This is a genomic window from Streptomyces sp. M92 (genome assembly GCF_028473745.1).
GTDB lineage: Bacteria > Actinomycetota > Actinomycetes > Streptomycetales > Streptomycetaceae > Streptomyces.
Window position 1 is genome coordinate 5,571,302 of the sequence record NZ_CP101137.1, and the last position, 26,926, is coordinate 5,598,227.

Here is a 26,926-nt window from a genome sequence, read left to right on the forward strand (position 1 = left end):
CCCACCGCTACGCGGGTGCGTACGTCGACCCGACGGGCCTGTGCAAGATGGGCCACCGCTACTGCGACCCCACTTCGGCCGCTTCACCCAGCCCGACCCCTCCGGCCAGGAAACCAACCCCTACTTCTACGCCGCCGGCGACCCGGTCAACCGGACCGACCCCACCGGCTTGTTCAGCTTCTCGGACATTCTGGACACCGGTGGTGAAATCTTCGGCGTCGTGTCTGGTTGCGTGTCGGGCGTCGGTGCAGCCGCATCAACCGGAACCATCCAGTACGCCGCTGCGGTCGGAGGAGTGGTTGGTGCCGGAGTTGGCAGCGCGGTTGGCGCCGGTGCCGCCGTGGTCGGCAGTTGTGCGTTGGGAGGCGTCGCGGGCTACTACGGAGCCGACATCATCACCTACGGATGACGTTCAATCAGACGCCAACCAGACCATCTACAGGGGAGTGACGTACGAATGACAGCGAGCGACGCCCCGATGACGGACGCTGTACGCGCTGTGCGGATCTTTTCCATCATTCTGATGGTGGGAGGTTTGAGTGGATGTATCGCGGGAGTCGCGACCGGTGACGCCGTTCCGATGGTGCTCGGGGCGATCGCCGTGGCATGTGGAGTGCTCCTGGCAGTCTTTGCCGTACTCGCCGGCCGTAAGGGCAAGTTCTGACTCCCGATCCGTGAGGTGTGACCCTGCGTGCTGCAGGTGGACGGCGTCCTTGAGCGGGGAGTGAACACGGAGGCGCTCGGCCGAAGATCATGGCCGAGCGCCTTACTGGCTCTAACAAAAGCTGCTGATCATGAGACTCTCGGCCTCTCTGCCCGTATGTCTGGGTGTGGGAAACCGTCAGTCGCGGCCGTGGGTCGTGTCGGATGAACTGTGGTCGCTGGTCGAGCCGTTGCTGCCGAAGCCGGGTCCGAAGAAGGCCGAGGGCAGACCGCGGGTGCCGGGCCGCCAGGCCCTGTGCGGGATCCTTTTCGTCCTGCACACCGGCATCCAGTGGGAGTACCTGCCCCAGGAGCTCGGCTTCGGCTCGGGCATGACCTGCTGGCGGCGCCTGGCGGCCTGGAACGAGGCCGGCGTCTGGGACCGGCTCCACCAGCTGATGCTGAACGAGCTGCGGTCGAAGGGCCGGCTGGACTGGGAGCGGGCGGTGATCGACTCCTCGCACGTGCGGGCCGCACGCAGGGGCCCAAAAGCGGGCCCAGCCCGGTCGGCCGCGCACGGCCGGGCAGCAAGCACCACCTCATCGTCGACGGACAGGGCATCCCGCTCGCGGTGTCGCCGACCGGCGGCAACCGCAACGATGTCACCCAGCTCGAGCCGCTGCTCGACAAGATTCCCGCCGTCGCGGGCCGGGTCGGCAGACCCCGCCGACGCCCCGACGCACTACTGGCCGACCGCGGCTACGACCACGACAAGTACCGCCGCCTGCTCCGGCAGCGCGGCATCCGCCCCGTGATCGCGAGACGGGGCGAGCCGCACGGCACCGGCCTGGGCATCTTCCGCTACGTCGTCGAGCGCACGATCGCCTGGCTCCACGGCTTCCGCCGCCTGCGCATCCGCTGGGAACGACGCGACGACATCCACGAAGCATTCCTCGACCTCGCCGTCTGCCTGATCACCCACCGCCACGTCCAACGCCTTTGTTACTGACCTTTCCGCTCAGTTGTCGGGGCTGACATCGCTAGATCCTTGCGGTGCCGTGGCCATGAGATATGCGCAGGGTGGTGGTCTCACTCCGCAGGGCCAGGCCGCGCGGGAGCGGGTGCGCATGCTGGCTGCCGATGGCTTTGTGCGGGGTGAGAAGAACACGGTGATCGCGAAAGAACTGCGGGTCAGCGTCCGGTCGGTGGAACGGTGGCGCCGCTCCTGGCGCGAGGGAGGGCGACAGGCCCTGCGCCCGTCGAGCCCGGCCAAGCGGCCGAAGCTCGGCCACAGTGACTTCGCCGTGCTCGAGCCGCTGTTGCTGGAAGGCGCGATGGCTCAGGGCTGGGCGGATGAGCGGTGGACGCTCTCGCGGGTGCGGCTGCTGATTGCCGACCAGTTGGGAGTGTCGTTGTCGATCCGCGGAGTGTGGGAGTTGTTGCGGCGGCACGGCTGGTCCTGTCAGCAGCCTGCCCGGCGGGCGGTCGAACGGGACGCTGCGGCGGTGTCCGGCTGGGTGAAGGAGATCTGGCCCCGGGCAAAGCCACCGCGGCGGCGCTCGGGGCATGGCTGGTCTTCGAGGACGAAGCCGCTGTCTCGATGACGTCGCACCGTGCACGCACCTGGGCACCCAGGGGGAGCACACCCGTGGTTCGATTCAACGGCGCTTCCCGCGGCCGCATCACGATGGCCGCACTGGTGTGCTTCAAGGCCGGCGAACGCAGCCGTCTGATCTACCGTCCTCGCGTCCAGGGCCATCACCAAGGGGCCCATCGCGGCTTCACCTGGCAGGACTACCGTGATCTTCTCGTGCGGGCCCACCTCCAGCTCGGCGGTCCCATCCTGGTGATCTGGGACAACCTGAATGTTCATCGCTGCAGCCGATTACGTGAGTACGCGGCAGAGCATGACTGGCTCACCATCGTCCAGCTGCCCAGCTATGCACCCGACCTCAATCCGGTCGAGGGCATCTGGTCGTTGCTCCGGCGCAGCACTACCGCCAACGTCGTCTTCCGCGATCGCGACCACCTTGTCCAAGCTGTCCGCAGTGGCCTGCGCCGCATCCAACGACGCACCGACCTCATCGAGGGTTGCCTCGCCGAAACCGGTCTCACACTCAACACGACAACTCAACGGAAAGGTCAGTAGGACCTTTTAGGCCGACCCGCTGTCTCAGCAGTAGGGTCACGCGACCGGTGACGTCGTTCCGTGCGCTGCGATCCGCGCCCAGGCCACAGCCGACGACGGCGGACCAACTGTCAGTGGCGACGGCTAACCTCTACCCTCATGAGTCTTGCGTGCCGACCAGCCAGCGAACTTCCCGGTGAGCCGGCCCAACTGCGGCTGGTCTACAGCCACGTGCACCCTGCTGTGCCCTACGAGGACGAGGACACCCTCGAGCACTGGCGGGTCTCCATCCGCGCCTACCACGATGAGGAGGAGGAATGCGCTGGCGGCGGCTGCACCGACGCGTGCCAGCAGCTCATCGACAACGGTAGCGAGGCCGGCTGGCTGCGTCTTTGGCGGCTGCGTGACTACACCGGTGCGGATCGCTGGATGGTCGCGGACGCCCAGTCGGGAGACCTGGAGAGCATCGCGGCCACCGTCTTTGACGACGGCGAGTATTCCGACGCTTTCCAGGAGACCATCGACTGTCCGGTGGGGGATCTGCTCATCCTGGACCGCGTGCTCCTGGCCCGTCACTGGCGCGGCTTCGGCTTGGGCCCGGTGTTCGCCGCCGAGGCCATCCGCCGCCTGTCCGGTGGCTGCTGCGCGGTCGCGGCTGAGCCCGGTATGGCCGAATGGCCCGACAACCGGGACGAGGTGAGTGACGCCGACCGCGCCACCGCCAAGGCTAAGATCGCCGCCTTGTGGGAGTCGATCGGCTTCCACGCCTTCCACGGCGGGGTGCAGCTGCTCGACACCAGCCTGCAGGAACCCATCGACCTGCACCGTGCGCGCCGCAAGGACCTGGAGGACCTCTCCGCCGCCTACCGGGCCCACCTCGAAGGCCGGCCCGCTCTCCCTGAGTCGGCTGTGACCCCGCCTGCCCCGGGCGTGGCCCCGTCACACCGTCATGATCGTCAACAGCACAGTGCGCCACCACTGCAGGAGATGACGGGACACCAATGAACGGCGAGTCGGAGGACCGCAGGGTGTGCCGCTGGCTGTCGACAGGTCCGCTCCCAGAGGCCATCGCCACCGCCGGTCCCAGCTCTGCGGTCGTTCGCCGCCCGGCGGTACGTGTCTTCCGGCACCGCGCTGGTCTGCGGAGCCAAAACCTGATGTGCCCGGCGCCGACTGCTGACACCATGCCGTCAGCACCTGCCCGGCCCCTCGTTGACATCAGATTGGGACCGGTTCCGTACGACAGGAGGCGACACCGCCCCGAGCACCCGGAGAGAGCAGAGCCATGACGACAACAGCCCCCGGCGACGACATCGCCCTGGCCCTGATTGCCGAGGACATCATGTTCCTGCGACGCTTCGCCCACAGCGTCACGGTCGCCCCCGCCCAGGCTGTCGTCCCGGTCTTCTGCATGCACAACTACATGTGCCTGATCATCCACGAGTCCTACCGGGCACTTCGTCAGGTCGCTCCCGACCTCGCGGACGCCCTCGCCTACGACTGTGCGCCCGCCATCGAGCGCGCTCGGCAATCGGTCAAGCACTACGACGACAAGTACAAGGAACTTGATGATGTCGGCGCCGACTTCCGGCGCATCATCGAGGAACATCGTCAAGAGTTCCTCGGCAACACGTGGTTGCCGCTGGCTCGGCCGCTGGAGAGGGATCTCGTCCTGTGGCGCTTTCGCGGCAGGCTTTTCTCGACCTCTCACACAGCCAGCTTCTTCCTTGCGTTCCCCCCGCAGGTTTTCAAGAACGCGGATGATCTCGGTCCCAGGCTGCATGCCATGCTGTAGAACAGGGCAGGTACATCGGCGCGGCGGCAGAGGGCCTGCCCTGGCAGGACCAGCCTGCCCTCGACGCGATGCAGACAACGGACCGCACGGAGAGCAAGGTGCGTGCCGAGAAGCACTACCGACGAAGCTTCGATCCCGCCCTCCGGGAGGAGATCAAGGCCTCCCTGACTGCCATGACATGTGCGCTGAACACCCTTGTCGTCCTCCTCGCTGACGACACCAACCCTTCCTCGGCGACAACACTGTTCAAGCTGCGCTACATCACTCTTCATCACGTCCTCTCCAGCCTTCGCAAGCTCGACAACCAGTACGGATCTGGGCTCCGCCCGCCGGACCGAGCGCTTCTGAAGGGCATCGTCGATGCTCCGATGAGCGATCTCATCCTTCAGGCGCACAGAGGGTTCAGGAACACCCTGGTGCACTACCGTCCCACGCGGGACGTACAGGGGGGACTGTCCCTTGACGCACCGCTCTACGGCCTCCTGGACGCCTACTTTCCAGTAGATGCAGCACGATCGCTCGGCGACGCCCTTGCGCTCCACACCGCTCAGGTCGCCGACCGCATGAGTGCTTGGTGTGACAACTGACTTCCCGCGAGATCTCGTCCTTCACCCTCAACGCGTCGGAGCTGTCCGGCAGGTTTGTAACCAGGACGTCCGTGAACGTTTTGGTGAAGTCGGTGGCCGCGATGCGGCCGTCAGCGTCTTCCCGCAGCAGGACGGGAAGTACGGGCGTCACGCCGGTGGTGAAGCAGAGCAGAGGAGCGCTGATCTTGATGCAGTGCGGCGGTGTCAGGGTGGAAATGTGCACGAAGACCACTGTCTCCGGGGCGGCCGGTAGCAGGATGACGTCTTATTCCTTCAAACCCTCGCGCGGCACCAACGTCGGGCTTGGATGGGCTTCGGCGATCAGGGCATCTGTGCTTTCCAAAACCGTAGCGGCCACCCTGCAGCACTGTGCGGGAGGCCTCTGCCCTGCCGCGCCCGCAGCGCGGCTGCCAGGGGAGTGGCGGTGAAGGAGGGCTCGTATGCCAGGGTGCAGGCTCCGAGCGCCGCCTTGACCGCGGTGGCCTGGGCCGCCTGGAGGTCGCCCGCCGGCTACTGCTGCTCGCCCTCAGCTGCGGACGCACGCGGAGTGAGGCGACCGGCTTCTCTCCGCTCAGGCCTCAACGACTGGTGACTCATGCGCGCCGTCGGACTGTGGCCGACTGATGACTACGGAGCACAGAACCTGCGAAGTGCCGTCAGACGAGGTGGCTCATCGGCCCCCGTACGTCTCTTCGTCCACTGGCGGTTTGTCCCCCAGGTAGTCGTAGGGATCGTCGTCCAGGAGGATGTCCTCGTCCAGGTCGCCCAAGTGAGGGAGCAGTTTGCCGTCCACTTCGAGGTCGCATGCTGCGCAGCGGAACCCGTAAGGGATGAGGTACACCCCTTCCTGGCCAGGGAAGCCTTGGACATTCACCTCACCAGCCACCCAGCCCTGAGCTCCGCAGGCTGGGCACGTTTTCGGTGCCTCCCGGCTCATCATGATCATCGACTTGCTGGTGATCGTGGCCAGGACCACATCGCGCTCTTTGCGCGGCATGTGCCCGAAACGCTGTTCGAACAGTGAGCGGGCCTTGACGAGCAGAGCTTCTGCAGCGACGCGTTCCTGTCGTACTTGCTCATCGACCAGCTTGTCGTGAAGAACCCGATAAGGTCCCCAGTAGCTGGCCGGATCGACCTTCAGCTCTTCCAGGACGGGGTCGGCCAGGCGCAGGCAGATGGTGAACACCACTTCGGCTTGTGACGAGTCGTGTATCGCACTGTGAGCGACTCCGTTGCGGGCGTCCGCCAGCGGTTCCAGAGCCTTCTTGTCGATTTGGATCTTCCTGGGAAGAAGTTTGAGTACCCGCTCGTGGGCGTCGGCCAGACCGATGGTCTTGATCTTGGACAGTGGAGCCGCACGGGAGCCCAAGCCCGTGGCATGAAGCAACGAGTCGAAATGCCGACCATCGACAATCAGAGCTGGGTGGATCCCGGCGAGGTAAGCCTTGAGCAGGTGCTCTGTCGCGACTCCAGCGTGGTGAACGGCGAAGTCGTAGCTCTCGGGGCCCTCGGCAAAGGCCGCAAGTGCGGCATTCATCCATCGTTGAGATGAACTTTTCAACTGTTCTGGTTCCATGGCCGAGACGATAGGACCACTGGGCCATCAAGCGCCCGGGGTTTCGCTCGCATCCACTGTGTGATGAAGCTTGGGGGAGACAGTCCGCCGGGCGGGGAGGCGGCCGACCTGGAGAGGTCGCAGGCTGCCCCCCCGCCTTCCTTCACGGACGATGCTGTGTCCCCGCACCGCCGAACAGGTCGGAGAGCGAAAACGTTGCAGTGTCGGCGGTGGTCCCACTGGGCCGGCGTTCGCTTCCCTGAGCCTGTTTGGCGAGCCGGTCGATGAGCGCCTCCCAGCACGACGGGCAGCCACACTGACCACCGTCCCTGTGTTCTGCACCGATCCGTTCCACGGCCTTGCGCACCTGGTCGGCCAGGGTCTCGAAGGCCGCCTCCCACCTGCCAGCGGCAGCCCGGTGGCCGACAGCCTCGCCGCGGGCGGAGTTCGCCTCCTGCTCGGCGCGACGTCGTGCCTGAATCATCGGCCAGTCAGGGCCGCCACCATATCCGTACGACACACGCACTCCTCTCCTCAGTTGCTGCGCCTAACGCCGCACCTGATATGGGGGACACGCAGGCTCGCCCGCCCGGGCGTGCCGCAACTGTCCCGCATTTCGTAAGGTCTCAGGTGTGACCTTGTGCGCAAGCCGGTCAAATGTGTCGTGCGGTGGTTGCTGCAGGCTGCGCTTGTGGCGGTCAACTGACGGGGAAGCCAGCGGGGTGGCACCGTCGTGCTTTGCGTCCGGAGCCGCACGGACATGCGGCATTCTTGGCCACGCTGCGTCCAGGGCCCGTCGGTCGTTGAGGAGCGCTGCGGCGCACCATGGACGCGCCGCGCTTTCGCCACCGCTGAAGCGGCAAGGGAAGGGCACCGGCCCGCTCGACAACCCAAGGGCCCACCGCGCCGAATGCCTCGTCCTGCGCGCTGCGGCAGAATTCGAGGATCTCCTGGTCACTACCCTTCAGCAGCAACCCCGCAACGGTCGGGTACTCCTTGCTGGCGAAGGCTTTCATACCCTGCACCTTGAAGATGTCCTTGGCGAAAGCAGCACCGGCGATCAGCGCCGCCCCGGTGACAACGTCTCCCTCACCTTCGTCGTCGAGGCGGTTGAACAGGCGGATCAGTACTCCCTCCGCGTCGCTCACGGGCAGATCCTGTTCGCTGGCCAGGGTCTTGGCGAACCGGTCCCGAAGCTCATCAGGGGAGTGGTAGGAGAACTCGTCTGCCTGACCCTGGTGTTCGAAGTGCAGGGTGTAGACGCCCGGCTGCAGGCCCGACTCATGAGCGATCACTGCCCTGGTGGACTCGAAGCCCACAAACCGCACGACGGCGTCCCGCACCGATCCCTTGCGGAACTCGTCCCCGAGACGGGACTGAGGCGAGAACAGGTAAGGACACACCTGAGCCGCATACAGCGCGCACACCTCGTGCACCGGTGCCTCCCCAGCGATCGCGGTCGGGAGTGGTCCTTCCTGGAACACCATCTGCCAGCGCAACTCGTCCGCGAAGGGCATACCGCATACGGCGCACCAGTCGAACGTGGCCAGAGCCAGCTTGCGCCGCTCGTTGATCGACCCGAAGTTCACCTCCTGCGGACTGCGGTCGACCGTGGCAATCACTGGATAGCCGCGACGGTCGACCGACAGGTGCTTCATGCGACGCGGCAACTCGACTGTGCTCTGCGGAGTACGCCTCATCCTTCTCCCCCCGTGAAAGCGGCACACGCTCGGCGTGCCGCCCCTCCAACAAGCCAATCATCATCATGCCCGGCAGCGACCGCGTCCGGCTGGCTGACGAGGATTCTCCCGCATCCGGCATGCCCGGTTGCTGCTTCGCGCGGCCAGACAACCCGGCGAGTCCTGAAGCGTCTCATCCAGCAACCGCCTGCGGACCCACAGGACGCCTGTTCATGCCGTCTCGCGGGGGCCCGGGCAGCAGGCCGTAGCCGTCAGACGAAGGAGGCCAGCCGCCACTGACCGGTGACTGCGGAACTCAAGGGATGCCGCACACGGCCGTCCTGCCGGAGGCAGGACGGTCCAATGCCTCCTGTGTGCCGCTGTGACCCCCTACAGTCGAAGTTTCGCTGCCAGTTGCCTCATGGGGGGGGCGCTTTGAAACGCGCGCGTGCAACGCAGTTGCTGACAGAAATGCTCGACCGCCTGCAAGCCGGAAGCTGGCCTCTCGACCTGGTCGACGAGGTGTATGTCTTCGGTTCTTATGCCCGCGGGGCACTGGAACCGTCCGATGTCGATGTCGTTGTCGAGCACCGTACAGACGATCGACTGACCGCCGAGTTCGTCCATGCTCTGTCATACGGGCGCGACCCGTCGGCCCCGATGAAGCGTGCGCTGAAAGGACGGTCGCGCGGCATCCAGCTCCAACTGCGGCAGCGAAAGTACCTGGAAAAAGAAGGCATCGCTCTGACTCTCCTGTGGCGCGCTGGTGAGCCCGTTGATGCGGCACGCGAACGCCTGGCTGCCCTTACCCCCGATCCATCGGCCGGCCGAGCCCCACGCGACCATATGATCGCCGCCTTCGACGGCCTCGACCGGTGGATTCCACTCCCGGTCCGTGCCGACCTTGCCGCCATGGTCGACACAGGTGCGGTGACCATAAACCAGCTGGAGCTCACCCCTTGCGACCCCGCACACCCGCTGGCCCAGCGCGCCCTCACGCGCTGGACCGCGATCAGCCCTCTGCGCAGAGCCGCGGCCGCAGCCCTTGCACACGCCGAAACACACGGCTGCGACATGCATGCCGTACACCTCCACGGTGAACCCCTGCACAGCCACCACACCGCCCCGAGCCCTGTACTCGGGATCGGCCTCGGCTGGAAGTGCCACGGCCGGCTCACCTACCTCCTCGAAGACGTCACGGAGTGGATCGAAGTCGTCCGACCCACCCGAGCCCAGCCTCTGCACGCCGTGCACATCACAGTCACCGACCGCAGCGCTCTGCCAGGCCCCTGACCCGCTAGTGATCTGAGTCAGAGATTCGTCGGCAGTAGGCGGCGACTTTGTCGAGGATCTCGTCGGCGGTCTTCGTCCAGACGAAGGGCCTGGGATGTTCGTTCCAGTCGGCGAGCCAGGACCTGATGTCGCGTTCGAGGGCCTGGACGGAGCGGTGGACGCCGCGCTTGAGTTTCTTCTGGGTCAGCTCAGCGAACCACCGCTCCACCAGGTTCAGCCAGGACGCGCTGGTTGGTGTGAAGTGCAGGTGGAACCGTGGATGCGCCAGCAGCCACTTCTTGATGCCGGGTGTCTTGTGGGTCGCGTAGTTGTCCAGGATCAGATGCACCTGAAGGCCGGCCGGTACTTCCTTGTCGAGTTTGGCGAGAAACTTCTTGAACTCCGCGGCCCGGTGGCGGCGATGAAGCGAGCCGATGACCTTGCCGGTCGCCACTTCCAGGGCGGCGAACAGGGTGGTGGTGCCGGCGCGGACGTAGTCGTGGCTGCGGCGTTCAGGAACGCCGGGCATCATCGGCAACACCGGCTGAGAGCGGTCGAGAACCTGGATCTGCGACTTCTCGTCCACGCAGAGCACCAGGGCCTTCTCCGGCGGATCGAGGTAGAGGCCGACGACATCGCGGACCTTGTCGATGAACAAGGGGTCGGTGGACAGCTTGAACGTCTGCGAGCGGTGCGGGGCCAGGGCGAACGCCCGCCAGATCCTCGAGATGGTCGACTGCGACATTCCCGTGGCCGCCGCCATCGACCTCGTCGACCAGTGGGTGGCGTTCTTCGGCTTCTCCTCCAGCGTCTTGACGATGACCCGCTCGACGTCCGCGTCGGTGATCTTTCGCGGGACACCGGGCCGCGGGTCGTCACACAAGCCGTCCAGGCCCCGTTCGAGGAAGCGGCGTCGCCAGGTGCGGACCGTGTCCGGAGCAATCTGCAGACGCCGGGACACCTCCATGATCGAGTGCCCCTCGGGACACTCCAGCACGATCCGCGACCGCTGAGCCAGAGCCTGGGCCGTCGAACGACGCCGCACCCAGCCCTCCAGCACCGCCCGCTGGGCATCGGTCACCGACAACGGCGGAATCTTCGGACCCGGACGACTCATACCCAACCAACGATAGATCTCCGACTCAGGTCACTAGGCACTGTCCGGCGGATCTTGGATGGTTGCTCCCCGCGGGGGCTAGGGTCTGGTCATGGGATCGATGGGGGATAGTTCCCGAAGCCGTTGGGCCTTCGTGGGTGGGACGCTGGCTAAGCGTCCGTGGCTGGTCGTGAGCTGGGTTCTGCTTGCAGTTGTGGCGGTTGCCGCCTGGAATATCGTGCCGCAACCGTGGAGCGCGGGCGTCTATCCCGTGGTCTTGTTTGTCGCGCTGCTGCTGTTTTCCCGGGCGTCGACTCAGAAGGAGTGAGCCCGCTCAGGGGCGGAGCCAGAGCCGGATCGCTGCGGCCGTGACTGTGCCGTGGAAGACGTAACGAGCTCGTGCACGGTAAGCGGTGAGACGTCACGGACTCCGGTCTGGGCCGTGGTCACATCTGTCGTGTCAGGTTCAGGTCCGCTGTCTGCTGGTGGGACAGCAGGCCGGCGATGGCTTGGACGGTGTCGCTCATGTGCTCGCGGCGGCCGAGGTGGCGGGCCAGGGCCCGCCAGTTCTTGAGATGGGCGATGCCGTGCTCGACACGGATACGCCGTGATGAGTGCGCCTTGCGCTGGCGCTCGTACATCTCCTCGTACCAGTCGGGGGCGTTCTTCTTGAACTTGCGGTGTGGTGGTGTGATCACCCGGCCGCCGGTCTGGGCGCCCAGGCCCTGGTAGCCAGCGTCGGCGAGGATCTCCACCGCGGGTCCGTCGGCCAGGAGCCTGACCAGCCCTGACTGGCGGGCGTGGGTAATGTCTGCGCAGCTGCCGGGCTTGATCGGGCTGCAGAAGAGCAGGCGGCCGTCCCCGTCCGTGACGACCATGGTCTTGACCGCGTTCTGCTTGTTCTTGCCGGAGATGAACTTGTCGCGGTCCTTGTGTCCGGCGGCCGGGCGGCGGACCCGAATCTCGGTGCCGTCGATGATGCCGGTCTTCTCACTGGTTCCGAGGTGGTCGATGACCTCGGCCAGGGTCCGCAGCCGCACACCCTGGCTGACGGTACACCCTCGCTCGGCGAGCAGGGGTCGAACCTCGCCGATGGCACGAGTGATGGTGGAGCGGTCGACACCGAACCAGCAGGCGAGCACGTCGTGCGTGGTGGCATGCCGGAGGTGCACGAGCGTGGCCAGAAGCCGGTCGACGAACACCAACCGGTGCTTCGCTCCGGCGCCCACAGCGCGCTTCCGCGGACGGGACGCAAGCTCGGCCTGGTGCCGTTCGTGCCACAACGGGCCAAGCTCGGCGACCAGTTCAGCGATCACGCCGGCCGACAGGCCCGTGATCCTCCGGTCGCTGATGATCGCTGCACGAGATGCGTTCCCCACCACATGGCCATGATCGACGATCAGAGGCCCGACGTCTCACCGCTTACCGTGCACGAGCTCGTTCTACCGGCGCCGCACGGCCGCGGACCGGGCCGCCCGGCAAGCGGCCGACGCCGCTCTCGCCGCACGGATACGGGCCGCGCACCGCGAGTCGGACGGCACCCACGGCCTCCCCGGGATCACCACTGAACTCCGCGAGGCGGGCGAGCGCGTCAACCACAAGCGGATCGCGCGCGTGATGCGCATCATCGGCCTGGCAGGCGTGCGCTTGCGCCGCAGGCACCGCACCACGATCGCGGACCCGGCCGCGGCGACGGCCCCGGACCTGATCGGCCGCGACTTCACGGCACGCAAGCCGAACACGAAGTACGTCGGTGACATCACCTATCTCCCCATGGACGCCAGGAAGTTCCTCTACCTGGCCACCGTGATCGACCTCGCCTCACGCCGCCTGGCCGGCTGGGCGATCGCGGACCACATGCGCACCGACCTCGTCACCGACGCCCTGGCCGCCGCCGAACAAACCCGCGGCAGCCTCACCGTGGGCGGTCATGCATACCGCCCACGGAGCCCAGTACACGAGCAGGGCATTCGCCCAAGCCTGCAGGTCAGCAGGGGCTCGGCGAAACATGAGCGCGGTCGGGCCCAGCGCCGACAACGCACTCGCCGAGTCCTTCAACGCCACCTTCAAACGCGAGACCCTGCAAGGACGGAAGAGCTGGCCCAACGAGCGCGAGGCCCGCCTCGACGCCTTCCGATGGCTCCACCGCTACAACACCCGCCGCCGACACTCCCGCCTCGCACAACGATCACCGATCGCCTTCGAGGACGCCCTCCAACTCACACCAACTACGCTGGCACAAGCCGCATACCCCGTGTCCAAGATTCCGGGTCAAGGCCCGTTTCCCGTTGGCTGCCTTCCGGTACATGCTCGGCCGCTTCGCCTTCCGGCGCCGCGGCCTCGTCACCCTGCTGTGGGTACTGATCGTCTGCGGCGTCGGTGCCGCGGCCGCGCCCGCACCGCCGCCCGACCGGTCCTCGATGCCGGGCACCGAGTCGCAGAAAACGTTCGACCTGCTCGAGGAGAAGTTCCCGGACTCCGGCACCGACGGCGCCACCGCCCGTGTGGTGGTCCACGTGCCCGAGGGCGGGACCATCGAGGCCGAGAAAGCAGCGATCGGTGCGCTCGCCGGCGAACTCGGCAGGGCGCCCCAGGTATCGGCGTCGCCGACCCGTTCACGGCCGGCTCGGTCAGCGCGGACGGCCGTACCGACTACACCGTGGTGACCTACGAGATAGCCGCGTCCGACCTCACCGACGAGGCCCGCGACGCGCTCACCGCGGCCACCGACCAGGCCCGCGAGGGCGCACTGACCGTCGAGGCGGGCGGGGACGCGGTCATGGTCGAGCAGACCATGACCGGCACCGGCGAGCAGATCGGCGTGCTGATCTCCGCCGTCGTCCTGTTCCTCACCTTCGGCTCGCTGATCGCCGCAGGCATGCCACTGCTCACGGCCCTGATCGGCGTCGCCGTCGGCACCTCCGCCATCGCCGCGCTCGGCAGCGCCCTCGGGCTGTCCGCCACGACCGGGACGCTGGCCATGATGATCGGCCTCGCGGTCGGCATCGACTACACCCTGTTCGTCGTTTCCCGCTACCGCGCCGAGATCACCGAGGGCCGCGTCCCCAGGAGGCAGCGGGTGTTGCGACCGGCACGGCCGGTTCGGCCGTCGTCTTCGCCGGGCTCACGGTCATCATCACGCTGGCCGGCCTCGTGGTCGTCGACATTCCGATCCTCACCAAGATGGGCCTCGCCGCGGCGAGTACGGTCGCCGTCGCCGTGCTGATCGCGGTCACCTTCGTGCCCGCCCTGCTATATGTCCTGTCCTCGTCCGCCGAAGCGTCCCTCGTCGGCATCTTGGAGGCGGCGCTGGACGACGACGTCAGCGACTGCGCCGCGGTCAAGCGGATCGCGGCGGCAGGCGCGCACCCGGCCTCCATCACCAAGGGCCGCATTTCCCCCGATCAGCTCTGCACCGTTTGCCCGGATCCCCTGAGGTACGCAAGGTGGAAGCGCTGGGTCGGTGAGAAGGAGCGATCATGTCAGTTCTCTTCGCGGCGCGCGGCCGGTACGTCCTTGCGGCGACCGCTCTTGCCGTCGCGTTGACCGCGAGCGGATGCGGCGGGGATGACGACTTCTCGCTCCCGGACTGGGAGGCGCCGGGCCAGAACGGCCGTGTCGGCGACATCATGATCCGCTACGCACACGTGGCGGAGCCGCAAGGCGAACCGTGGCAGCCGGGAGACGACGTCCCCGCGTATGTCTGGCTCTACAACAAGGGCGGCGAGGACGACAAGCTGGTGGGCGCCAGCACGCCGAACGCAGCCTCGGTGGACATCGTCAGCTCAGACGGGAAACCGCTGCCCGGCGGGGTGGAACTGCCGGCGAACAAGCTCGTAGAGCTGGAGTCGGGCAAGAGCCACCTGGTGCTGCGCGACGTGCGTCGGCAGATCAGAGGAGGCGACTTCATGCAGTTCACCATGCGCTTCGAAGACGCCGGGACAGCTACCTTCAACATCCAGTCGCAAGTTCCCGTCTACGACGGAAGCACATCCCCGACCGGATAAGCCGCGCACGCGTGCGCGGAGCCATCTGCCAGGAGGCCGCCGAACCTTACCGTCGAGGTCCAGGCCAGTCCGCTTGCAGCAGACCGTGTGCCGGCTCCCTGCCCTTATCGGTCCTTTCCCCGCTCTGCGTTCCTCTTCGTCCCGCCCGCATCGTCAGCAGCCCCTTCCGCGCGTCGCAGACGATGCGGGCGCCAGGACGGTGCGGGAAGACCCGGCGAACAGCGCGCCGGCCAAAAGCGAGCCCGTGACGCCCACGGCCAGGTCGGCGACGGTGTCGCCGTAACCGACCTGCATGGTTTCCGGCGAGACCTGCTCCGCAACCCACTCATAGAGTTCCCACAGAGTGGCGGCGCTGGTCCCGGCCATGCCGACCAGAAGGGTCAGCGTCCAACGCGGAGTATTCGCGGCAGCCTGCCTCAGCTCCGGTCCCGCGCCCCTGAGCAGGGCGAAGAAGGCGACTACGGAGCCTGCTCCGGTGAGCAGGAAATGCACCACCGTGTCCAATTCCGGAACCCGGTGGTACCAGCGACCGACATCGCACCAGAAAGCGACCGTCACGACGGCTGAGAAGACCGCCTCAAAGGGCGCCGGCACCCGCAGCCTCGTCACGACGACAAGGAGTACGACGCCGGAAAGGAAACGGACTGCGGAGAACGCTTCGCCCAGGGCTCCCACCACGACGGCACTGCAGGCCAGCACCAGGACAGCCAGCCACGTCACGCTCCGAGCCACCATGCTCTCTCATTCTGCACAGACCCGAGAACCTCGCCACGTCACAGACATCGAGGGCCCCGCGTCTGTCGTACGCCGTCGCGCCGGTCAGCGGGACGGAGAACGACAGGGGTTGTGCCGGCGGCTCCCCGCACGGACCGCCGGGGCGAGGTGCTTCGCTTCCTGGCATAGGAGCTGCGTACGGCGATGAGACGGCATCCGAGTGTTTCGCCGTTGTTGCGAACGGTACCCCGTTACCTCACGGAGCTACTGGCGACCCGGCGCTGGAAAGGTGACCACTTGCTGACCCGACTCGAACGGTACCTGCTTCAGGACTTCCCGTTCCTCCACTTGGTCATTGGCGGCTTCGGCAACACGACATTCCTTGTCGGCAGTGTGTTCTTCCTCTTTCCCAGCCTGGAACGAATCGCTCTGTGGCTGTTTGTGCTCGGCTCGCTCGGCATGCTCGTGGGCACCATCGGTGAGGCGTTCGTCCGGCACGAGCGCCGGTCACGGCAGCAGGCCACCACCTCGCACGGGCAGTAGGTGACCGACGGCCTGCCGCCAATACCTTGGGAGCCGCCTGCTGAGACGCGGAGTCGATGCTGCGTGTGAGGACGGTGGGGCCCTCTGAGCGCCTCCGCCGGAACGTGCCAGCGCGCTGCCCGTCTCATGTACCCGCGCTCACGTCAGGCCGGCGACGGTCAAGGATCTCGCCGGTTCTCGCGTCCACCACGTGGACCATCGCCGCAGCATCGCCAACCCCGAGGACGCTGACCAACCAGACCGGCCGGTCGTCCTGCCGCTCCAGTTCGATGGCAGTGACGACCTCGCTGTTCGGCGTATCGGCCGCTTCACGGGCTGCCTGGTCCGGCAGGACCCGAGTCTGCTCCAGCAATTGCACGAGGTCCTGCCGCTCGGAGTCCGTCAGGTCGGGACCGGCACTCGTGCCCAGCACCTCGCCCCGGGTGGCACCCAGCCGGACCGTCCGCAGCTGTCCATCCTGCTCCGCGACCCGGCTCTCCCACACTGGCGACACCGACTCAGGCTTCTTCAGTTCCAGAGCCACCAGCTCTCCGGCGCTCACCTCGGCCACGGACAGCCGAACCGCACGCGCATAGTCGACCTCCACCATCTCGAACCGCTCGGCGGGCTCATTCAGCGGATCCTCCCGGCCGCAGCCCGCAAGCAGCGACAAGGCCATGACTGGCACGCACAGAGCCACAGCGAGCCGTCGCCACACCCATCCACCCTCGTCCCGCATCACACCTGTCACTCTCATGCAGGCCGACTGACCCGACCGAACAGACCAAAACACCAAGTCTCACAACAGCAACATTTCAGACGAACGCAGCCGGTAGGCCGAACCCGCGAAATAGGCAAAGCCGCCAGCACGAGCACCTTCCGACGCTGGGGCCATACAGCACTCGGCAGTGCTCCAGCTTTGCACCATTTAGTGCGGTATATAACGTAAGATCGTGTTGACACTTAAGCGGTCGTTCACCCTTCCTGCCTCAACAGCCCGCCAGGCCGGGCTGCCGCCACGCACACTCCGCACTGATGCGTGACACGCTCCGCGCGCAGCTATGGCCTCTGCCGACGCTGGGCGTCGTCCTCGCCGTCGTCGCAGGCGTGGGCCTGCCGCGGCTGGATGAACGATTTCAGCGCGACATTCCGCCATGGCTGAGTGACTACCTGTTCGGCGGCAATGCAGACGCGGCACGCTCGGTGCTGGAGGTGATCGCCGGCTCTCTGGTCACCGTCACGGCACTGACGTTCTCGCTCACCGTGCTGACACTGCAACTGGCCAGCAGCCAGTTCTCCCCGCGCCTGTTGCGGACCTTCACCGCGGACCCGTACGTCCAGACGACTCTGGCGCTCTTCCTCGCCACGTTCACCTATGCCCTGACCGTGCTTCGCACCGTACGCACCGGCGAGGACGAGCGGAGCGGCTTCGTCCCTCAGATGTCGGTCACGGTGGCCTTGTTTCTCACCCTGGCCAGCGTCCTCGGTCTCGTGCTCTTCCTGTCACACCTGGCACGCGAGATCCGCGTCGAGACGATGATGAGCAGCGTCCACTCCGCCGCCGACCGCACCATTCAGCGGCTCCTGCCCCACAGGGAGGGCGCGCCACACAGGGACCTCGCTGCCGGAGCCCACCAGGGCGACCCTCACAGACCGCCCCCGAACGCCTTGACCCTCACGGCCGGCACGTCCGGCTTCCTGACCTCCGTGGACGAGGAAGCCCTACTCAACGCTGCCGTAGCAGCCGACGCCATCCTGCTCATCGACCGCCACCCCGGAACCTCTCTGATCACCGGCACACCCATGGGCGCCGCCTGGCCACGCACCAGTGAGCGATTCACCCCCGAGACACGGGCACGCCTGACCGAAGCAGCCACCAAAGCCGTGACCACCGGCCCCGAACGCACCGACCACCAGGACATCGCATTCAGCCTGCGGCAGCTCACCGACATCGCCGCCAAAGCACTCTCCCCAGGCGTCAACGACCCCACGACCGCCGTCCACGCCCTCTCCCACTCCTCCGCACTGCTGTGCGAACTGACACAACACCACCTTGGCCCCTGCCTGCTGCTCGACAACGACCAACAGGTCAGAGTCGTGCTACAACGACCGAACCTGGAAGACCTGCTCGACCTGGCAGTAACCCAGCCCATGCGCTATGGCGCCGCCGAACCCGCCGTCCTCGCCCGCATCGCCATGCTGCTGCGCGAACTCGCCTGGACCAGCACCCCCGCCCACCAGCCTCCCGTTCACTCCGCACTCACCCGGCTGCGCGCCACCATCGACGCCCAAGACTTCCACCCCACCGAACGTCTCCAGCTGACCGAACTGACCCGTCTCATCGGACAGGCACTGGCCAAGCAACAGGCACACGGCCCCATCCCCTGACCAGCCAGCCAGACACCGCCGCCACCCGCCTACCCGCTTACAGCCTCCCAGCACTCTTCGCCCACCGCGACAACCAGGAATAGCGCACCACTGGAATACCGCCTCTTCACCAGTAAAACGGGCTTAATTCCCGTCCTGGCCGAGGTGACGGGTACGCCTGGGCCCGGGTTCCACGCGAGTGGACTTCGCCCTGGACTCCGGCACGCCGTCGCGTCAATACCCGCTCCGGCTTCACCGAAGATGACACACTTTCACCATGCCGAATATGTCACTTCCCAGGGTCTTCTTCGACGTCTCCGCCGACGGCAAACGGCTCGGCCGGATCACCTTCGAGCTGTTCGTCCACGACGTTCCCAAGACGGCGGAGAACTTCCGCGCGCTGTGTACGGGTGAGAAGGGGTTCGGCTACAAGGGCAGTACCTTCCATCGCGTGATCCCCGATTTCATGCTGCAGGGCGGGGACTTCACGAAGGGCAACGGCACCGGCGGCAAGAGCATCTACGGCAAGAGGTTCGAAGACGAGAACTTCCTGTACAAGCACACCGAGCCAGGGATGCTGTCGATGGCCAACGCGGGGCCGGACACGAACGACTCCCAATTCTTCATCACCACCGTGAAGACATCCTGGCTCGACAACAAGCACGTCGTGTTCGGGAAGGTCATCGAGGGCATGGAGGTGGTCAAGAAGGTTGAGACGTTTGGTTCCTCCCCAGCCGGCAAAACCTCAGCGAAGATCGTCATCGACGACAGCGGACAGCTCTGAATCCCCGGATCAGTCGGTGGTGCGCTCAGAATCGACTGGTCATACCAAGGGCGCGAGCCAGCACGCGACCGCGGTACCGGCAGCGTCGCCCGGTGAGGGCGTGGACGGGTCGGCTCCCTGGCCACCGCTGCAACCTCAGGCGACCCAGGAGGCGCGCGTGGTACTTCCCTGCCGCTGGCCAGCGGCAGGGAAGTCGGCATCCGCACGGAACCCGAGGAATAGCGCAGCGTCGGAATACTGCACCTTCACCAGTTAAACGAGCGTAATCGCGTGGTTACAGCGCCGTCCGTGGGCGAAATGGAGAGGTGTCCCCGTCCTACTCGTTGCCCCGCCGATTCAGCCGTGTACAGCCCAACGTGCCTGCCACGGTGATCAGCGCTGCCAGGCCGCCGACCGCCCCTCGGTACGAGTCGGGTTCCAACTCCCCGTCCACGTCCTCCACCGGACCGGCTGCACCCTTGGGGTCGTACAGCACACGCAGCTTGTCGCCTGGCTCGACCCAATCCGCTTCGCAGCCGTCGCCCTCCGACAGCTGAGGTGAGATCTTTCGGCCGTCGCGGGTGCGGAGCGTGCACTTGTCCGTCTTGCGGTTCTCGACCTCGATCACGACGGCCTCCGCCCACCGGCCCCTCTCTTGCAGCGCCCGCTCATTGCCGGCCTGGCGAGTGATGACTGCCAGCACGACTGAGGCAACGACGGCAACGATGAGCGCGACTATGGCCAGTTTCGGCGGCTTCTTGTGAGGGATGTGGCGGAGCAAGAGGGCCGGCACCAGGACCAGCGCCAGGGGTATCAGCAGCGCAGAGACGAGGAAGGCCGCGCCACGTAGCAGGCCCGGCAGCGGGATCACCGGCGCGAGCCACACCAGGCTCACCAAGGCCGCAACGCACGTGCTGTTGAACAGGAGCCAGTGAATGGGTCCCGTACGGAGTCGGGCGTGGGCGTTCTCGGCAGGCTGGGCCGCTCGGTCGGCTCCAGCCGCAAGCCCGTGCGAGTCCTTGTCCCCCGTCATGCGCTCCTACTCCCTCGCCAGTCTGCGTCGGTCCGATGACGAACGAGCGTACGGGGTGCCAAATCCAGACTGATTGGCGAGGTCGCAGTCGCCCCTACCTGGCCGCCTGCACAGAACCCGAGGAATAGCGCAGGATCGGAATACCGCACCTTCACCAGTTCGAGGACACGGTGGAGCCTGCCGAGTACCGGGTCTGGGTGCGCGCACCGCAGCATGTGCGGCCCGTGGACGGCGTCTCGTACGACGCCGTGCCCACCGAGTACCTGGAGCGGCCCTTGCCCGTCCTGGAGGCGCTGGGGCCGCGCCGTCCGTCCGGCTGGGTGCTGGTGAAGGCCGGCGGGCGCGGTCCCGGCCGGGGCGGTGTCGTGCACGCCGTCGACTGCGAAGAGGCGCCGGCCGGGGCGCCGGTGCTGCCGCTGGAGCGGGCGCTGGACGCAGCCGAGCAGCCGGGGGTGCGGCTGTGCTCGCTGTGTGGCGCGGCCACGGAACTGGACCCCGTCCTCAAGGGCTTCGACCACGGCTTCGAAGAGACCTGAGCAGCAGGTCAGCGGCGGGCGACGGTGTAACCGGCGTCGTTGACAGCGCGGGTCCACACGTCGCGGTCGAACCACTTGGTGACGTTGGGCTGCAGCTCGGTGATGGTGCGCATCCTCGCTTCCCAGTCGTGTCCGGCCGGGCCGCGGCTGCCGTCGCAGCCGGTGCAGCCGTCCTCGCCGTGGATGTGGCCGGCCAACCAGGCGTTGACGGCGACGTTGATGATGACCGCGTACAGGTCGCCGCCGGTCTGGGCCAGGGAGTCCGGCACCCCGGCGAGGACCAGGGCGAGCTCGGGGTGTTGTCGATCGGCGGCATCGGGGCCTGCCCGACGCCCTTCTCGCTGCTGCTCTCCTCGTAGGAGGCCTGGCTCTGCGCGAGGCGGTCGGCGAGGGCGGCGGCGTCGAAGTACCGCCAGGCGGAGCGCGTCTGGATCCGGAGCCGTTCGGCCACTGTGCTGATGTTCTTCTCGATCGTGTCCTCCACCGTCGCCGGCGCGAGCGTCACCCCTCGGTGGGCCAGCTCGGTGAGCGTCTGGGCAACGGCTTCCTTGAACGCCTTGGTGTTCCGCACGGCTGCATCGTAGGCGCGCGGGAGCAGCCGCTGGACGGCTTCACCTGCATTGCTCCGGTGCAGGTGACTGAGGCGCCGCAGCGTCGTTGGACAGGGCATCGCGTGCATGAACATCCGACCCCCCGCGGATACGCGAAGGGCTGTCCCGTAATGATTCTCCGCGGCGGTGAGGGCGCGATGGTTGCCGAGCGGCGTGTTCCAATCAGCCTGTGAGGGCGAGGTTGTGGAGGCGTGCGATCCCGAGCATGGCGTGGTGGACGCCGTGACCCTTCAGGCGGCAGTCGCGCAGGATCTTCCAGCCCTTCATTCGGGCGAAGGTGTGCTCGATGCGGCCTCTGACCTGTTTGTGGGAGCGGTTGTGTTCCTGCTGCCAGGCGGGGAGTTCGGTCTGGCCGTTCGCGCGACGGTGCGGCATCAGCAGGCCCGTGCCCGGGTAGCCGCCGTCCGCCATAGTCAGGGTCCTACCAACGGCGTCCTTCGCGCCTGACTCGGACCATGCCCGGCAGTCGTTGCGGTTGCCGGGCAGCGGTCGGCCGACCACGACCACGAGCCGGGTGACAGCGTCGATCACGACCTGGTGGTTGGTCGAATAGCGGTGGTTCTTCGACTGCTCCGCCACGCTGTGGTCGCGGGTCGGCACGAGGGTGCCGTCCACGATCAGTACGGTGTTCTTCGCGAACCGCTGGCGTGGCTGGAGCGCGAGCTTCGGCCCGAGGTGGTCGATGATCCGGTCGGCCGCCGACTTCGAGACCCCGAGGAGCGGGGCAAGCTGGCGTAGCGTCAGGTTGGTCCGCCAGTAGGCCGCGACCAGCAGCACCCGTTCCTCCAGCGGCAAGCCCCACGGCCGGCCGCGCCGCGGAACATCCGCAGTCTCGCGGCGCGCCACGGTCACCAACTTGGCGAAGCAGCGCGGGCTCAGCCCGGTGAACGGGGCTATCCAGGACGGCTTCGACGCCGTGATCACACCAGCCACAAACAGATCGTCGCATGATGCCGGCCAGCCACGGTGCGGCTGTCCATTGCCCCGATCACCTGCCCGGCACAGATTCCCCAAGCACCTCCACACCGAGCTGTCTCGCCAGCCACTCCGCTCGGGGGAGGTTCCCTAGCTTGGAAAGGTGCACGAACACCGTGTGCTCATCGGCGGGAATCACCAGGTCAATATCGAGACTGTTGAACGCGACTTCGACTGCCTCGTACGTCGCGTACGCCTCGAGACCAAGTTCCGGTCCGTCCGGCCAGTTGCCGTCCCAGTAGATCGAGGCAGGGCCACGGCCCAGGGCCTGGACGAAGACATCTTCCAGGCCCTCACCAACCGCCACCTCCTCGTCCACACGCAACGGCAGCAACGCGAGGAGCTCGCGGGAACCCCTGGGCAACGTGTCCGCCCGGTACTCATGAGTCCACTGGCGCGAGTCGAATGGCACGCCCTGCGCGGTGTACTGAGCCCTTGGCAGTACCCCCACCATCCTCCACACATCCTCGACCGTTTGCAGCTCAGCGGTCAGCTCAGCAACCGCAGCCCGCCTCTCCATCAGCGACCACAGACGCTGTGCCAGCACGAGCGTGTCCGCTGCGCTGACGCTCCTGAACAGGGGATACGCCCTCGAGTCACCCATGATCGCAACAATGACACACCTGCGGCCGCCGGCCCCAGGTGCAAGCTGCGGAGTCCCTGGGGGCAGCTCTGGGCCGTAGTTACGGGACAGCCCTTAGGGCTTGCAGAGAATCAAGGTGTTGCTTCCCGTTATGCAGCTCGTTGTTGCGGTATGAGCGTCTCCGACGAGGTTCGCGGTCAACTCGCTGCGAGGTTCGAAGTATTGTTCCCGCACCTCGACGAGCGGCAGCGGCGGCTGATGATGGGGGCCGAGGCCCGGATCCTGGGTCACGGCGGTATCCGGGCGGTCGCGCGGGCGGCCCGGGTCAGCGAGACGACGGTGCGTAAGGGAGTGGACGAGCTGGAGGCCGGCGAGGAACCCCTGGGCCGGGTACGCAGGCCCGGTGGTGGCCGGAAGAGGTCCGCGGATCTTGATCCGGGACTGCGGACTGCGCTGCTGGCACTGGTGGAACCCGACGAGCGGGGCGATCCCATGTCGCCGCTGCGCTGGACGGTGAAGTCGACCAGGAGCCTGGCGGCCGCGCTCACCGGTCAGGGGCACCAAGTGAGCGCGGACACGGTCGGTGACCTGCTGCGGGAAGAGGGCTTCAGCCTGCAGGCCGGCGCCAAGACCATCGAGGGCAGACAGCACCCGGACCGCGACGCCCAGTTCCGCTACATCAACGAGCAGGCCAGAGGGCACATGGGGGCCGGCCGGCCGGTGATCAGCGTGGATTCGAAGAAGAAGGAACTCATCGGCGACTACAAGAACTCGGGCCGCCGGTGGCGGCCTGCCAGTGAGCCGGTGCTGGTCAAGACGCACGACTTCCTGGACCGGCAGGGACCGGGCAAGGCGATTCCCTACGGGATCTATGACATCGCCGCGAACACCGGCTGGGTCACCGTGGGCACTGATCATGACACCGCCGCGTTTGCTGTCGCCTCCGTCCGCCGCTGGTGGCAGGCCCGGGGGCGGCACGACTATCCGGCCGCCACCCGACTGCTGATCACCGCGGACGCGGGCGGGTCCAACGGCTATCGCACCCGCGCCTGGAAGACCGAACTTGCCGCCCTGGCCGCCCAGACGGGCATGGCCATCACGGTCTGCCACATGCCGCCGGGCACCTCAAAGTGGAACAAGATCGAGCACCGGCTGTTCTCCGACATCTCCATGAACTGGGGCGGCCGACCGCTGACCAGCCACGACGTTGTCGTGAACAGCATCGCGGCGACCACCACCCGCACCGGGCTGACCGTCCACGCCGAACTCGACCCGGGCACTTATGACACCGGCATCAAGGTCACCGACAGCGATATCGACGCTCTGCCCATGCACCGGCACCGTTTCCACGGCGACTGGAACTACACCCTCCATCCCCCACCTCGCGATACCACCAGCGCAGCCGAGTCCCCGCAGCCGGCTGGCGGCCCGTCCCCGCAGCCTTGCACCGGGTGCCTACGCGACTCGGAGCTGACCGGCATGCCCGAACCTGCGCTGGACGAACTTGTCGACCAACTGACCCAGAAACTAGACGAGTCACGTGAGCAAGGACGGCTCCGGCAGCGAGGAGGCGAACGCATCCGTTCTCGGGGCGCTGGGGCCAAAGACAAGCTGACCACCGCCGACAGAGTCCTGGCCACCGTGCTCTACCTGCGCAAACTCGGCACCCGCGACCTGCTTGCCCAGCTCTTCGGAGTCAACCCCAGCACCCTCACCAGGGCCGTTCACCAAGTCCAGCCCCTCCTGGCCGGACACGGCTGCACCATTCCGCCCTCCACGGCCAGGTTCCGGACGCCTGCTGACGTCACCGCGTTCCTCGCCAACAGCAGCACCACGAAGATCAAACCAGCATGTTGATTCTCTGCGAGCCCTTAGGCATCCGTGAAGAGGGGATCGTAAGGAGTACTCGTGCGGCGCGCCGACATGAAGGAGACGAAATCGCCTACGAAGGCGCTCCGGCCGTAGGTCCCTTCGCCGGTGGCGAGGTCGCGGTGAAAGGCGGTACGGAAGAGCGCCCGGTACTCGTCCGCGTCGATGGTGCCGTTGCCGTCCTCGTCGGCCGCGTCGAAAAGCACCTCGGCGACGCGGATCAGCGCGGGCCCGGCGAGGGAGGGGACGGCGGCGGCGTACTCGTCGGCGCTGACCCGGCCGTCACCGTCCGTGTCGAGGGCTTCCTGAAGTTCGTGCCACCAGGCGGCGAAGGCGTCGTAGAGTCGCGTCTCCTCCGGTTCGTCTAGGTCCAGGCGCGTCGACAGTTCCCGGGCCATTGCCGCGAGGTCCGGCCAGTCGAGGTGGCCGTCGCCGGTCTGGTCCAGCACCTGGTGGAAGAACTCCTCCGCCGAGCGTCGGCCCTCGCCCGTGTGCGCGGACGCCTGGCCCGGATCAGGCACTCCGCCCAGCGGGATGATCAGGCGGAGCAGGGCCGACGCGCGTTTCGTACGACTGCGCAGGGCGGCGACGGTCCGGGCGCGGGGGTCGTCGCTACCGGTCGACAGCGTCAGCAAGTCGATGATGTTCTGCGCGTTGAGCCAGCCCTCGGGCAGGAAGCGGGCCAGTCCGGCGGCGAGGTAGGCACCCCGCATGAGGGTGTCGGCGCCGGGCATCTCCGGTAGGCCGGCCCGGCGCCGGTACGTCTCGGGGAGCGAGGCCACGGTGATCGCGCCGAAGAGCGGCCCGGCGACGGCCCGGCCCGCCGCCCACACGGTCGGCGCTCCGTCGAGCAGCGCCGGGACGGGCAGATGGTCGAAGAGCCGGTACAGGATGATGCGGGCCGCCTCGGTGTTCTCCAGCTCCTCCTCCACGACGCGGTCGAAGTAGGCCCAGAAGTCGTGGAGTTCCTCGGGGAGTACGGTGGCGTCACCGTCGAGTGCGGCGAGGAACGCACGGTACTCGGCGTACATCCGTTCCATCGTGCGCTGCTCAAGGGGCTGGCCGCTCAGCCGGCACATCGTCACGGCGCTCTCGAACAGGGTGGCGATCACCCAGGCGCGAGTGGCGCGGTCCATCGCGTCGTAGGCCCGGCCGCGGGGGTCCGTGCCGCTCATGCGCGCGTGCAGCCGGTTGAGCCGGGCGGCCTCCCGCTCACGTACCACGGGGTCGCCGCTGTACATGCGCCGCATGCTGAGGAAGGTGTTGCGGAGCCTGCGCCAGGGATGGGCCATGAAGGTGGAGTTGTCGAGGAGGGCCGCGCCGATCTGCGGGTGGGCCGCCTCCAACACCGTCGCGCGGATCATGGCGAGTGCCCAGCGCGGGTCGTCGAAGAAGGCGTGGAACTGCGTTCCGGGGCCGAACAAGGGCGGCTCCTCGTCGGGGTGCGGAGCGTCGGCGGGGATCGTGCCCGTGGTCATCGTGGGTCTCCGTTCGTCTGGGGAGGCAGACTGCCGAAGCGGCGGTCGCGGCGCCGGTAGGTGTGCAGGCAGTGCAGGAAGTCGGGGGCCCGGAAGTCCGGCCAGAGCACCTCGGGGAAGGTCCACTCGGCGTAGGCGACCTTCCAGAGCATGAAGTTGGAGATGCGCTGCTCGCCGGACGTACGGATGACCAGGTCCACGTCCGGGGTATCCGGGAACGGCAGATGCCGGGCGAAGAGGCCCTCGGTCACCTCGTCCGCCGGCGTCCCGTTCCGGATGAGCGACCGGGCGGCCTCGACGATGTCCCGGCGACCGCCGTGGTCGAAGGCCACGGTCAGCGTCATGCCTCGGTTGCCGCCGGTCAATGTCGTCAGGTCTTCGAAGTCTTGAGCCAGTTCGCGGGGGATGCGCGGGTCGGTGACCCCCAGGAAGCGGCAGCGGACGCCGCGGGCGAGCAGGAAGGGCGCGTGCTTGCGCACTACCCGGCGGACCAGGCCCATCAGGAAGTCGACCTCCGCGCCGGGCCGGTTCCAGTTCTCGGTGGAGAAGGCGTACAGGGTGAGCCATTCGACGCCCGCGGACCTGGCCGCCTCGATGACCTCGATGACGGTGGCTTCGGCGGCCTGGTGACCGGCCGAGCGCGGCAGTGCGCGCCGCTGGGCCCACCGCCCGTTCCCGTCCATCACACATGCCACGTGCCGGGGCACCGTGCGC

The 26,926-nt window shown here is 67.1% G+C and carries 26 protein-coding genes and 3 pseudogenes; 16 read left to right on the top strand and 13 right to left on the bottom strand.

Annotated elements, in window-relative coordinates; genetic code table 11:
- Positions 1 to 40 precede the first annotated feature (40 nt).
- The 6 genes from M6G08_RS25150 (at position 41) to M6G08_RS25180 (ending at position 5,152) form a co-directional block, all read left to right on the top strand.
- The gene (locus tag M6G08_RS25150) at positions 41 to 409 is read left to right on the top strand and encodes an RHS repeat-associated core domain-containing protein (protein WP_272589421.1); all 369 of its coding nucleotides are present in this window, start codon (positions 41 to 43) and stop codon (positions 407 to 409) included.
- A gap of 385 nt (positions 410 to 794) precedes the next feature.
- Positions 795 to 1,651 (top strand): IS5 family transposase gene (locus M6G08_RS25155; RefSeq protein ID WP_272589422.1). Its coding sequence is split into 2 segments (ribosomal slippage): positions 795 to 1,160 and positions 1,163 to 1,651, totalling 855 coding nucleotides; the frame shifts between segments, so codons are not numbered across the junction.
- Between the two features lie 55 nt (positions 1,652 to 1,706).
- Positions 1,707 to 2,791 (top strand): IS630 family transposase gene (locus tag M6G08_RS36055; RefSeq protein ID WP_443048936.1). Its coding sequence is split into 2 segments (ribosomal slippage): positions 1,707 to 2,154 and positions 2,154 to 2,791, totalling 1,086 coding nucleotides; the frame shifts between segments, so codons are not numbered across the junction.
- 138 nt (positions 2,792 to 2,929) lie between these two features.
- Positions 2,930 to 3,775, top strand: a complete 846-nt coding sequence (locus M6G08_RS25170; protein WP_272589424.1) for a hypothetical protein — start codon at positions 2,930 to 2,932, stop codon at positions 3,773 to 3,775.
- A gap of 280 nt (positions 3,776 to 4,055) precedes the next feature.
- Positions 4,056 to 4,565, top strand: a complete 510-nt coding sequence (locus tag M6G08_RS25175) for a hypothetical protein (RefSeq protein WP_272589425.1) — start codon at positions 4,056 to 4,058, stop codon at positions 4,563 to 4,565.
- A gap of 68 nt (positions 4,566 to 4,633) precedes the next feature.
- A complete protein-coding gene (locus M6G08_RS25180; protein WP_272589426.1) occupies positions 4,634 to 5,152 on the top strand; it encodes a hypothetical protein in 519 nt (172 codons plus the stop codon).
- Positions 5,153 to 5,822: 670 nt separating this feature from the next.
- Here M6G08_RS25180 and M6G08_RS25185 read toward each other — a convergent pair.
- The 3 genes from M6G08_RS25185 to M6G08_RS25195 all read right to left on the bottom strand — a co-directional run bounded on the left by M6G08_RS25185 (position 5,823) and on the right by M6G08_RS25195 (position 8,365).
- Positions 5,823 to 6,728: a hypothetical protein gene (locus M6G08_RS25185; RefSeq protein WP_272589427.1), complete on the bottom strand. Its 906-nt coding sequence runs from the start codon at positions 6,726 to 6,728 to the stop codon at positions 5,823 to 5,825.
- Positions 6,729 to 6,870: 142 nt separating this feature from the next.
- Entirely contained in the window at positions 6,871 to 7,227 is a 357-nt protein-coding gene (locus M6G08_RS25190; RefSeq protein ID WP_272589428.1) for a hypothetical protein, read from the bottom strand.
- 178 nt (positions 7,228 to 7,405) lie between these two features.
- Positions 7,406 to 8,365 carry an SEC-C metal-binding domain-containing protein gene (locus tag M6G08_RS25195; protein WP_272589429.1) on the bottom strand — a complete coding sequence of 320 codons (960 nt, stop codon included), beginning with the start codon at positions 8,363 to 8,365 and terminating at the stop codon, positions 7,406 to 7,408.
- Positions 8,366 to 8,821: 456 nt separating this feature from the next.
- On the opposite strand from M6G08_RS25195, the gene M6G08_RS25200 reads away from it, so the two are divergent.
- Positions 8,822 to 9,679: a nucleotidyltransferase domain-containing protein gene (locus M6G08_RS25200; RefSeq protein WP_272589430.1), complete on the top strand. Its 858-nt coding sequence runs from the start codon at positions 8,822 to 8,824 to the stop codon at positions 9,677 to 9,679.
- A gap of 4 nt (positions 9,680 to 9,683) precedes the next feature.
- Here the strand turns inward: M6G08_RS25200 and M6G08_RS25205 are convergent, their stop codons facing one another.
- Positions 9,684 to 10,775, bottom strand: coding sequence for an IS630 family transposase (locus M6G08_RS25205; RefSeq protein ID WP_272589431.1), 1,092 nt, complete (start codon positions 10,773 to 10,775; stop codon positions 9,684 to 9,686).
- Between the two features lie 91 nt (positions 10,776 to 10,866).
- Here M6G08_RS25205 and M6G08_RS25210 point away from each other — a divergent pair, with 91 nt between their 5' ends.
- Complete coding sequence (locus M6G08_RS25210) at positions 10,867 to 11,082, top strand: hypothetical protein (protein WP_272589432.1); 216 nt, start codon at positions 10,867 to 10,869, stop codon at positions 11,080 to 11,082.
- A gap of 118 nt (positions 11,083 to 11,200) precedes the next feature.
- Here the strand turns inward: M6G08_RS25210 and M6G08_RS25215 are convergent, their stop codons facing one another.
- Positions 11,201 to 11,983: a transposase family protein gene (locus tag M6G08_RS25215; RefSeq protein ID WP_272589433.1), complete on the bottom strand. Its 783-nt coding sequence runs from the start codon at positions 11,981 to 11,983 to the stop codon at positions 11,201 to 11,203.
- 205 nt (positions 11,984 to 12,188) lie between these two features.
- Between M6G08_RS25215 and M6G08_RS25220 the strand changes: the two are divergent.
- The 3 genes and pseudogenes from M6G08_RS25220 to M6G08_RS25230 all read left to right on the top strand — a co-directional run.
- Positions 12,189 to 13,002 (top strand): annotated as a pseudogene (locus M6G08_RS25220) (IS3 family transposase); the annotation flags it as partial.
- 40 nt (positions 13,003 to 13,042) lie between these two features.
- Positions 13,043 to 14,009: pseudogene (locus M6G08_RS25225) on the top strand (MMPL family transporter); the annotation flags it as partial.
- A 224-nt stretch (positions 14,010 to 14,233) separates the two neighbouring features.
- The gene (locus M6G08_RS25230; RefSeq protein WP_272589434.1) at positions 14,234 to 14,761 is read left to right on the top strand and encodes a copper chaperone PCu(A)C; all 528 of its coding nucleotides are present in this window, start codon (positions 14,234 to 14,236) and stop codon (positions 14,759 to 14,761) included.
- Positions 14,762 to 14,914: 153 nt separating this feature from the next.
- On the opposite strand, the gene M6G08_RS25235 is transcribed toward M6G08_RS25230, so the two are convergent.
- Positions 14,915 to 15,481 (bottom strand): DUF2238 domain-containing protein, encoded by a 567-nt coding sequence (locus M6G08_RS25235; RefSeq protein WP_272589435.1) that lies wholly within the window; start codon positions 15,479 to 15,481, stop codon positions 14,915 to 14,917.
- 291 nt (positions 15,482 to 15,772) lie between these two features.
- Between M6G08_RS25235 and M6G08_RS25240 the strand changes: the two genes are divergently transcribed.
- On the top strand, positions 15,773 to 16,018 hold the full coding sequence (locus M6G08_RS25240; protein ID WP_272589436.1) for a YrhK family protein: 246 nt from the start codon (positions 15,773 to 15,775) through the stop codon (positions 16,016 to 16,018).
- A 124-nt stretch (positions 16,019 to 16,142) separates the two neighbouring features.
- Here M6G08_RS25240 and M6G08_RS25245 read toward each other — a convergent pair whose 3' ends face one another.
- Positions 16,143 to 16,676 carry a PepSY domain-containing protein gene (locus tag M6G08_RS25245; protein WP_272589437.1) on the bottom strand — a complete coding sequence of 178 codons (534 nt, stop codon included), beginning with the start codon at positions 16,674 to 16,676 and terminating at the stop codon, positions 16,143 to 16,145.
- Positions 16,677 to 17,032: 356 nt separating this feature from the next.
- Here M6G08_RS25245 and M6G08_RS25250 point away from each other — a divergent pair, with 356 nt between their 5' ends.
- Both M6G08_RS25250 and M6G08_RS25255 read left to right on the top strand, forming a co-directional pair.
- Entirely contained in the window at positions 17,033 to 18,385 is a 1,353-nt protein-coding gene (locus M6G08_RS25250) for a DUF2254 domain-containing protein (protein ID WP_272589438.1), read from the top strand.
- A 265-nt stretch (positions 18,386 to 18,650) separates the two neighbouring features.
- Positions 18,651 to 19,148 carry a peptidylprolyl isomerase gene (locus M6G08_RS25255; protein WP_272589439.1) on the top strand — a complete coding sequence of 166 codons (498 nt, stop codon included), beginning with the start codon at positions 18,651 to 18,653 and terminating at the stop codon, positions 19,146 to 19,148.
- Positions 19,149 to 19,464: 316 nt separating this feature from the next.
- Here the strand turns inward: M6G08_RS25255 and M6G08_RS25260 are convergent, their stop codons facing one another.
- Complete coding sequence (locus tag M6G08_RS25260; protein ID WP_272589440.1) at positions 19,465 to 20,160, bottom strand: hypothetical protein; 696 nt, start codon at positions 20,158 to 20,160, stop codon at positions 19,465 to 19,467.
- 164 nt (positions 20,161 to 20,324) lie between these two features.
- Here M6G08_RS25260 and M6G08_RS25265 point away from each other — a divergent pair.
- A pseudogene (locus tag M6G08_RS25265) lies at positions 20,325 to 20,696 on the top strand (DUF6233 domain-containing protein); the annotation flags it as partial.
- 8 nt (positions 20,697 to 20,704) lie between these two features.
- On the opposite strand, the gene M6G08_RS25270 reads toward M6G08_RS25265, so the two are convergent.
- The 3 genes from M6G08_RS25270 to M6G08_RS25280 form a co-directional block, all read right to left on the bottom strand.
- Complete coding sequence (locus M6G08_RS25270) at positions 20,705 to 20,965, bottom strand: hypothetical protein (protein ID WP_272589441.1); 261 nt, start codon at positions 20,963 to 20,965, stop codon at positions 20,705 to 20,707.
- 504 nt (positions 20,966 to 21,469) lie between these two features.
- Positions 21,470 to 22,240, bottom strand: coding sequence for a transposase (locus M6G08_RS25275; protein WP_272589442.1), 771 nt, complete (start codon positions 22,238 to 22,240; stop codon positions 21,470 to 21,472).
- 55 nt (positions 22,241 to 22,295) lie between these two features.
- Positions 22,296 to 22,886, bottom strand: coding sequence for a hypothetical protein (locus tag M6G08_RS25280; protein ID WP_272589443.1), 591 nt, complete (start codon positions 22,884 to 22,886; stop codon positions 22,296 to 22,298).
- 150 nt (positions 22,887 to 23,036) lie between these two features.
- On the opposite strand from M6G08_RS25280, the gene M6G08_RS25285 reads away from it, so the two are divergent.
- The gene (locus M6G08_RS25285; RefSeq protein ID WP_272589444.1) at positions 23,037 to 24,722 is read left to right on the top strand and encodes an ISAzo13 family transposase; all 1,686 of its coding nucleotides are present in this window, start codon (positions 23,037 to 23,039) and stop codon (positions 24,720 to 24,722) included.
- Between the two features lie 14 nt (positions 24,723 to 24,736).
- Here the strand turns inward: M6G08_RS25285 and M6G08_RS25290 are convergent, their stop codons facing one another.
- A complete protein-coding gene (locus M6G08_RS25290) occupies positions 24,737 to 26,212 on the bottom strand; it encodes an oxygenase MpaB family protein (protein ID WP_272589445.1) in 1,476 nt (491 codons plus the stop codon).
- Positions 26,209 to 26,919, bottom strand: coding sequence for a polyprenyl diphosphate synthase (gene uppS, locus M6G08_RS25295; RefSeq protein WP_272591424.1), 711 nt, complete (start codon positions 26,917 to 26,919; stop codon positions 26,209 to 26,211). Before uppS ends, M6G08_RS25290 begins: the two co-directional genes overlap by 4 nt.
- Positions 26,920 to 26,926 lie beyond the last annotated feature (7 nt).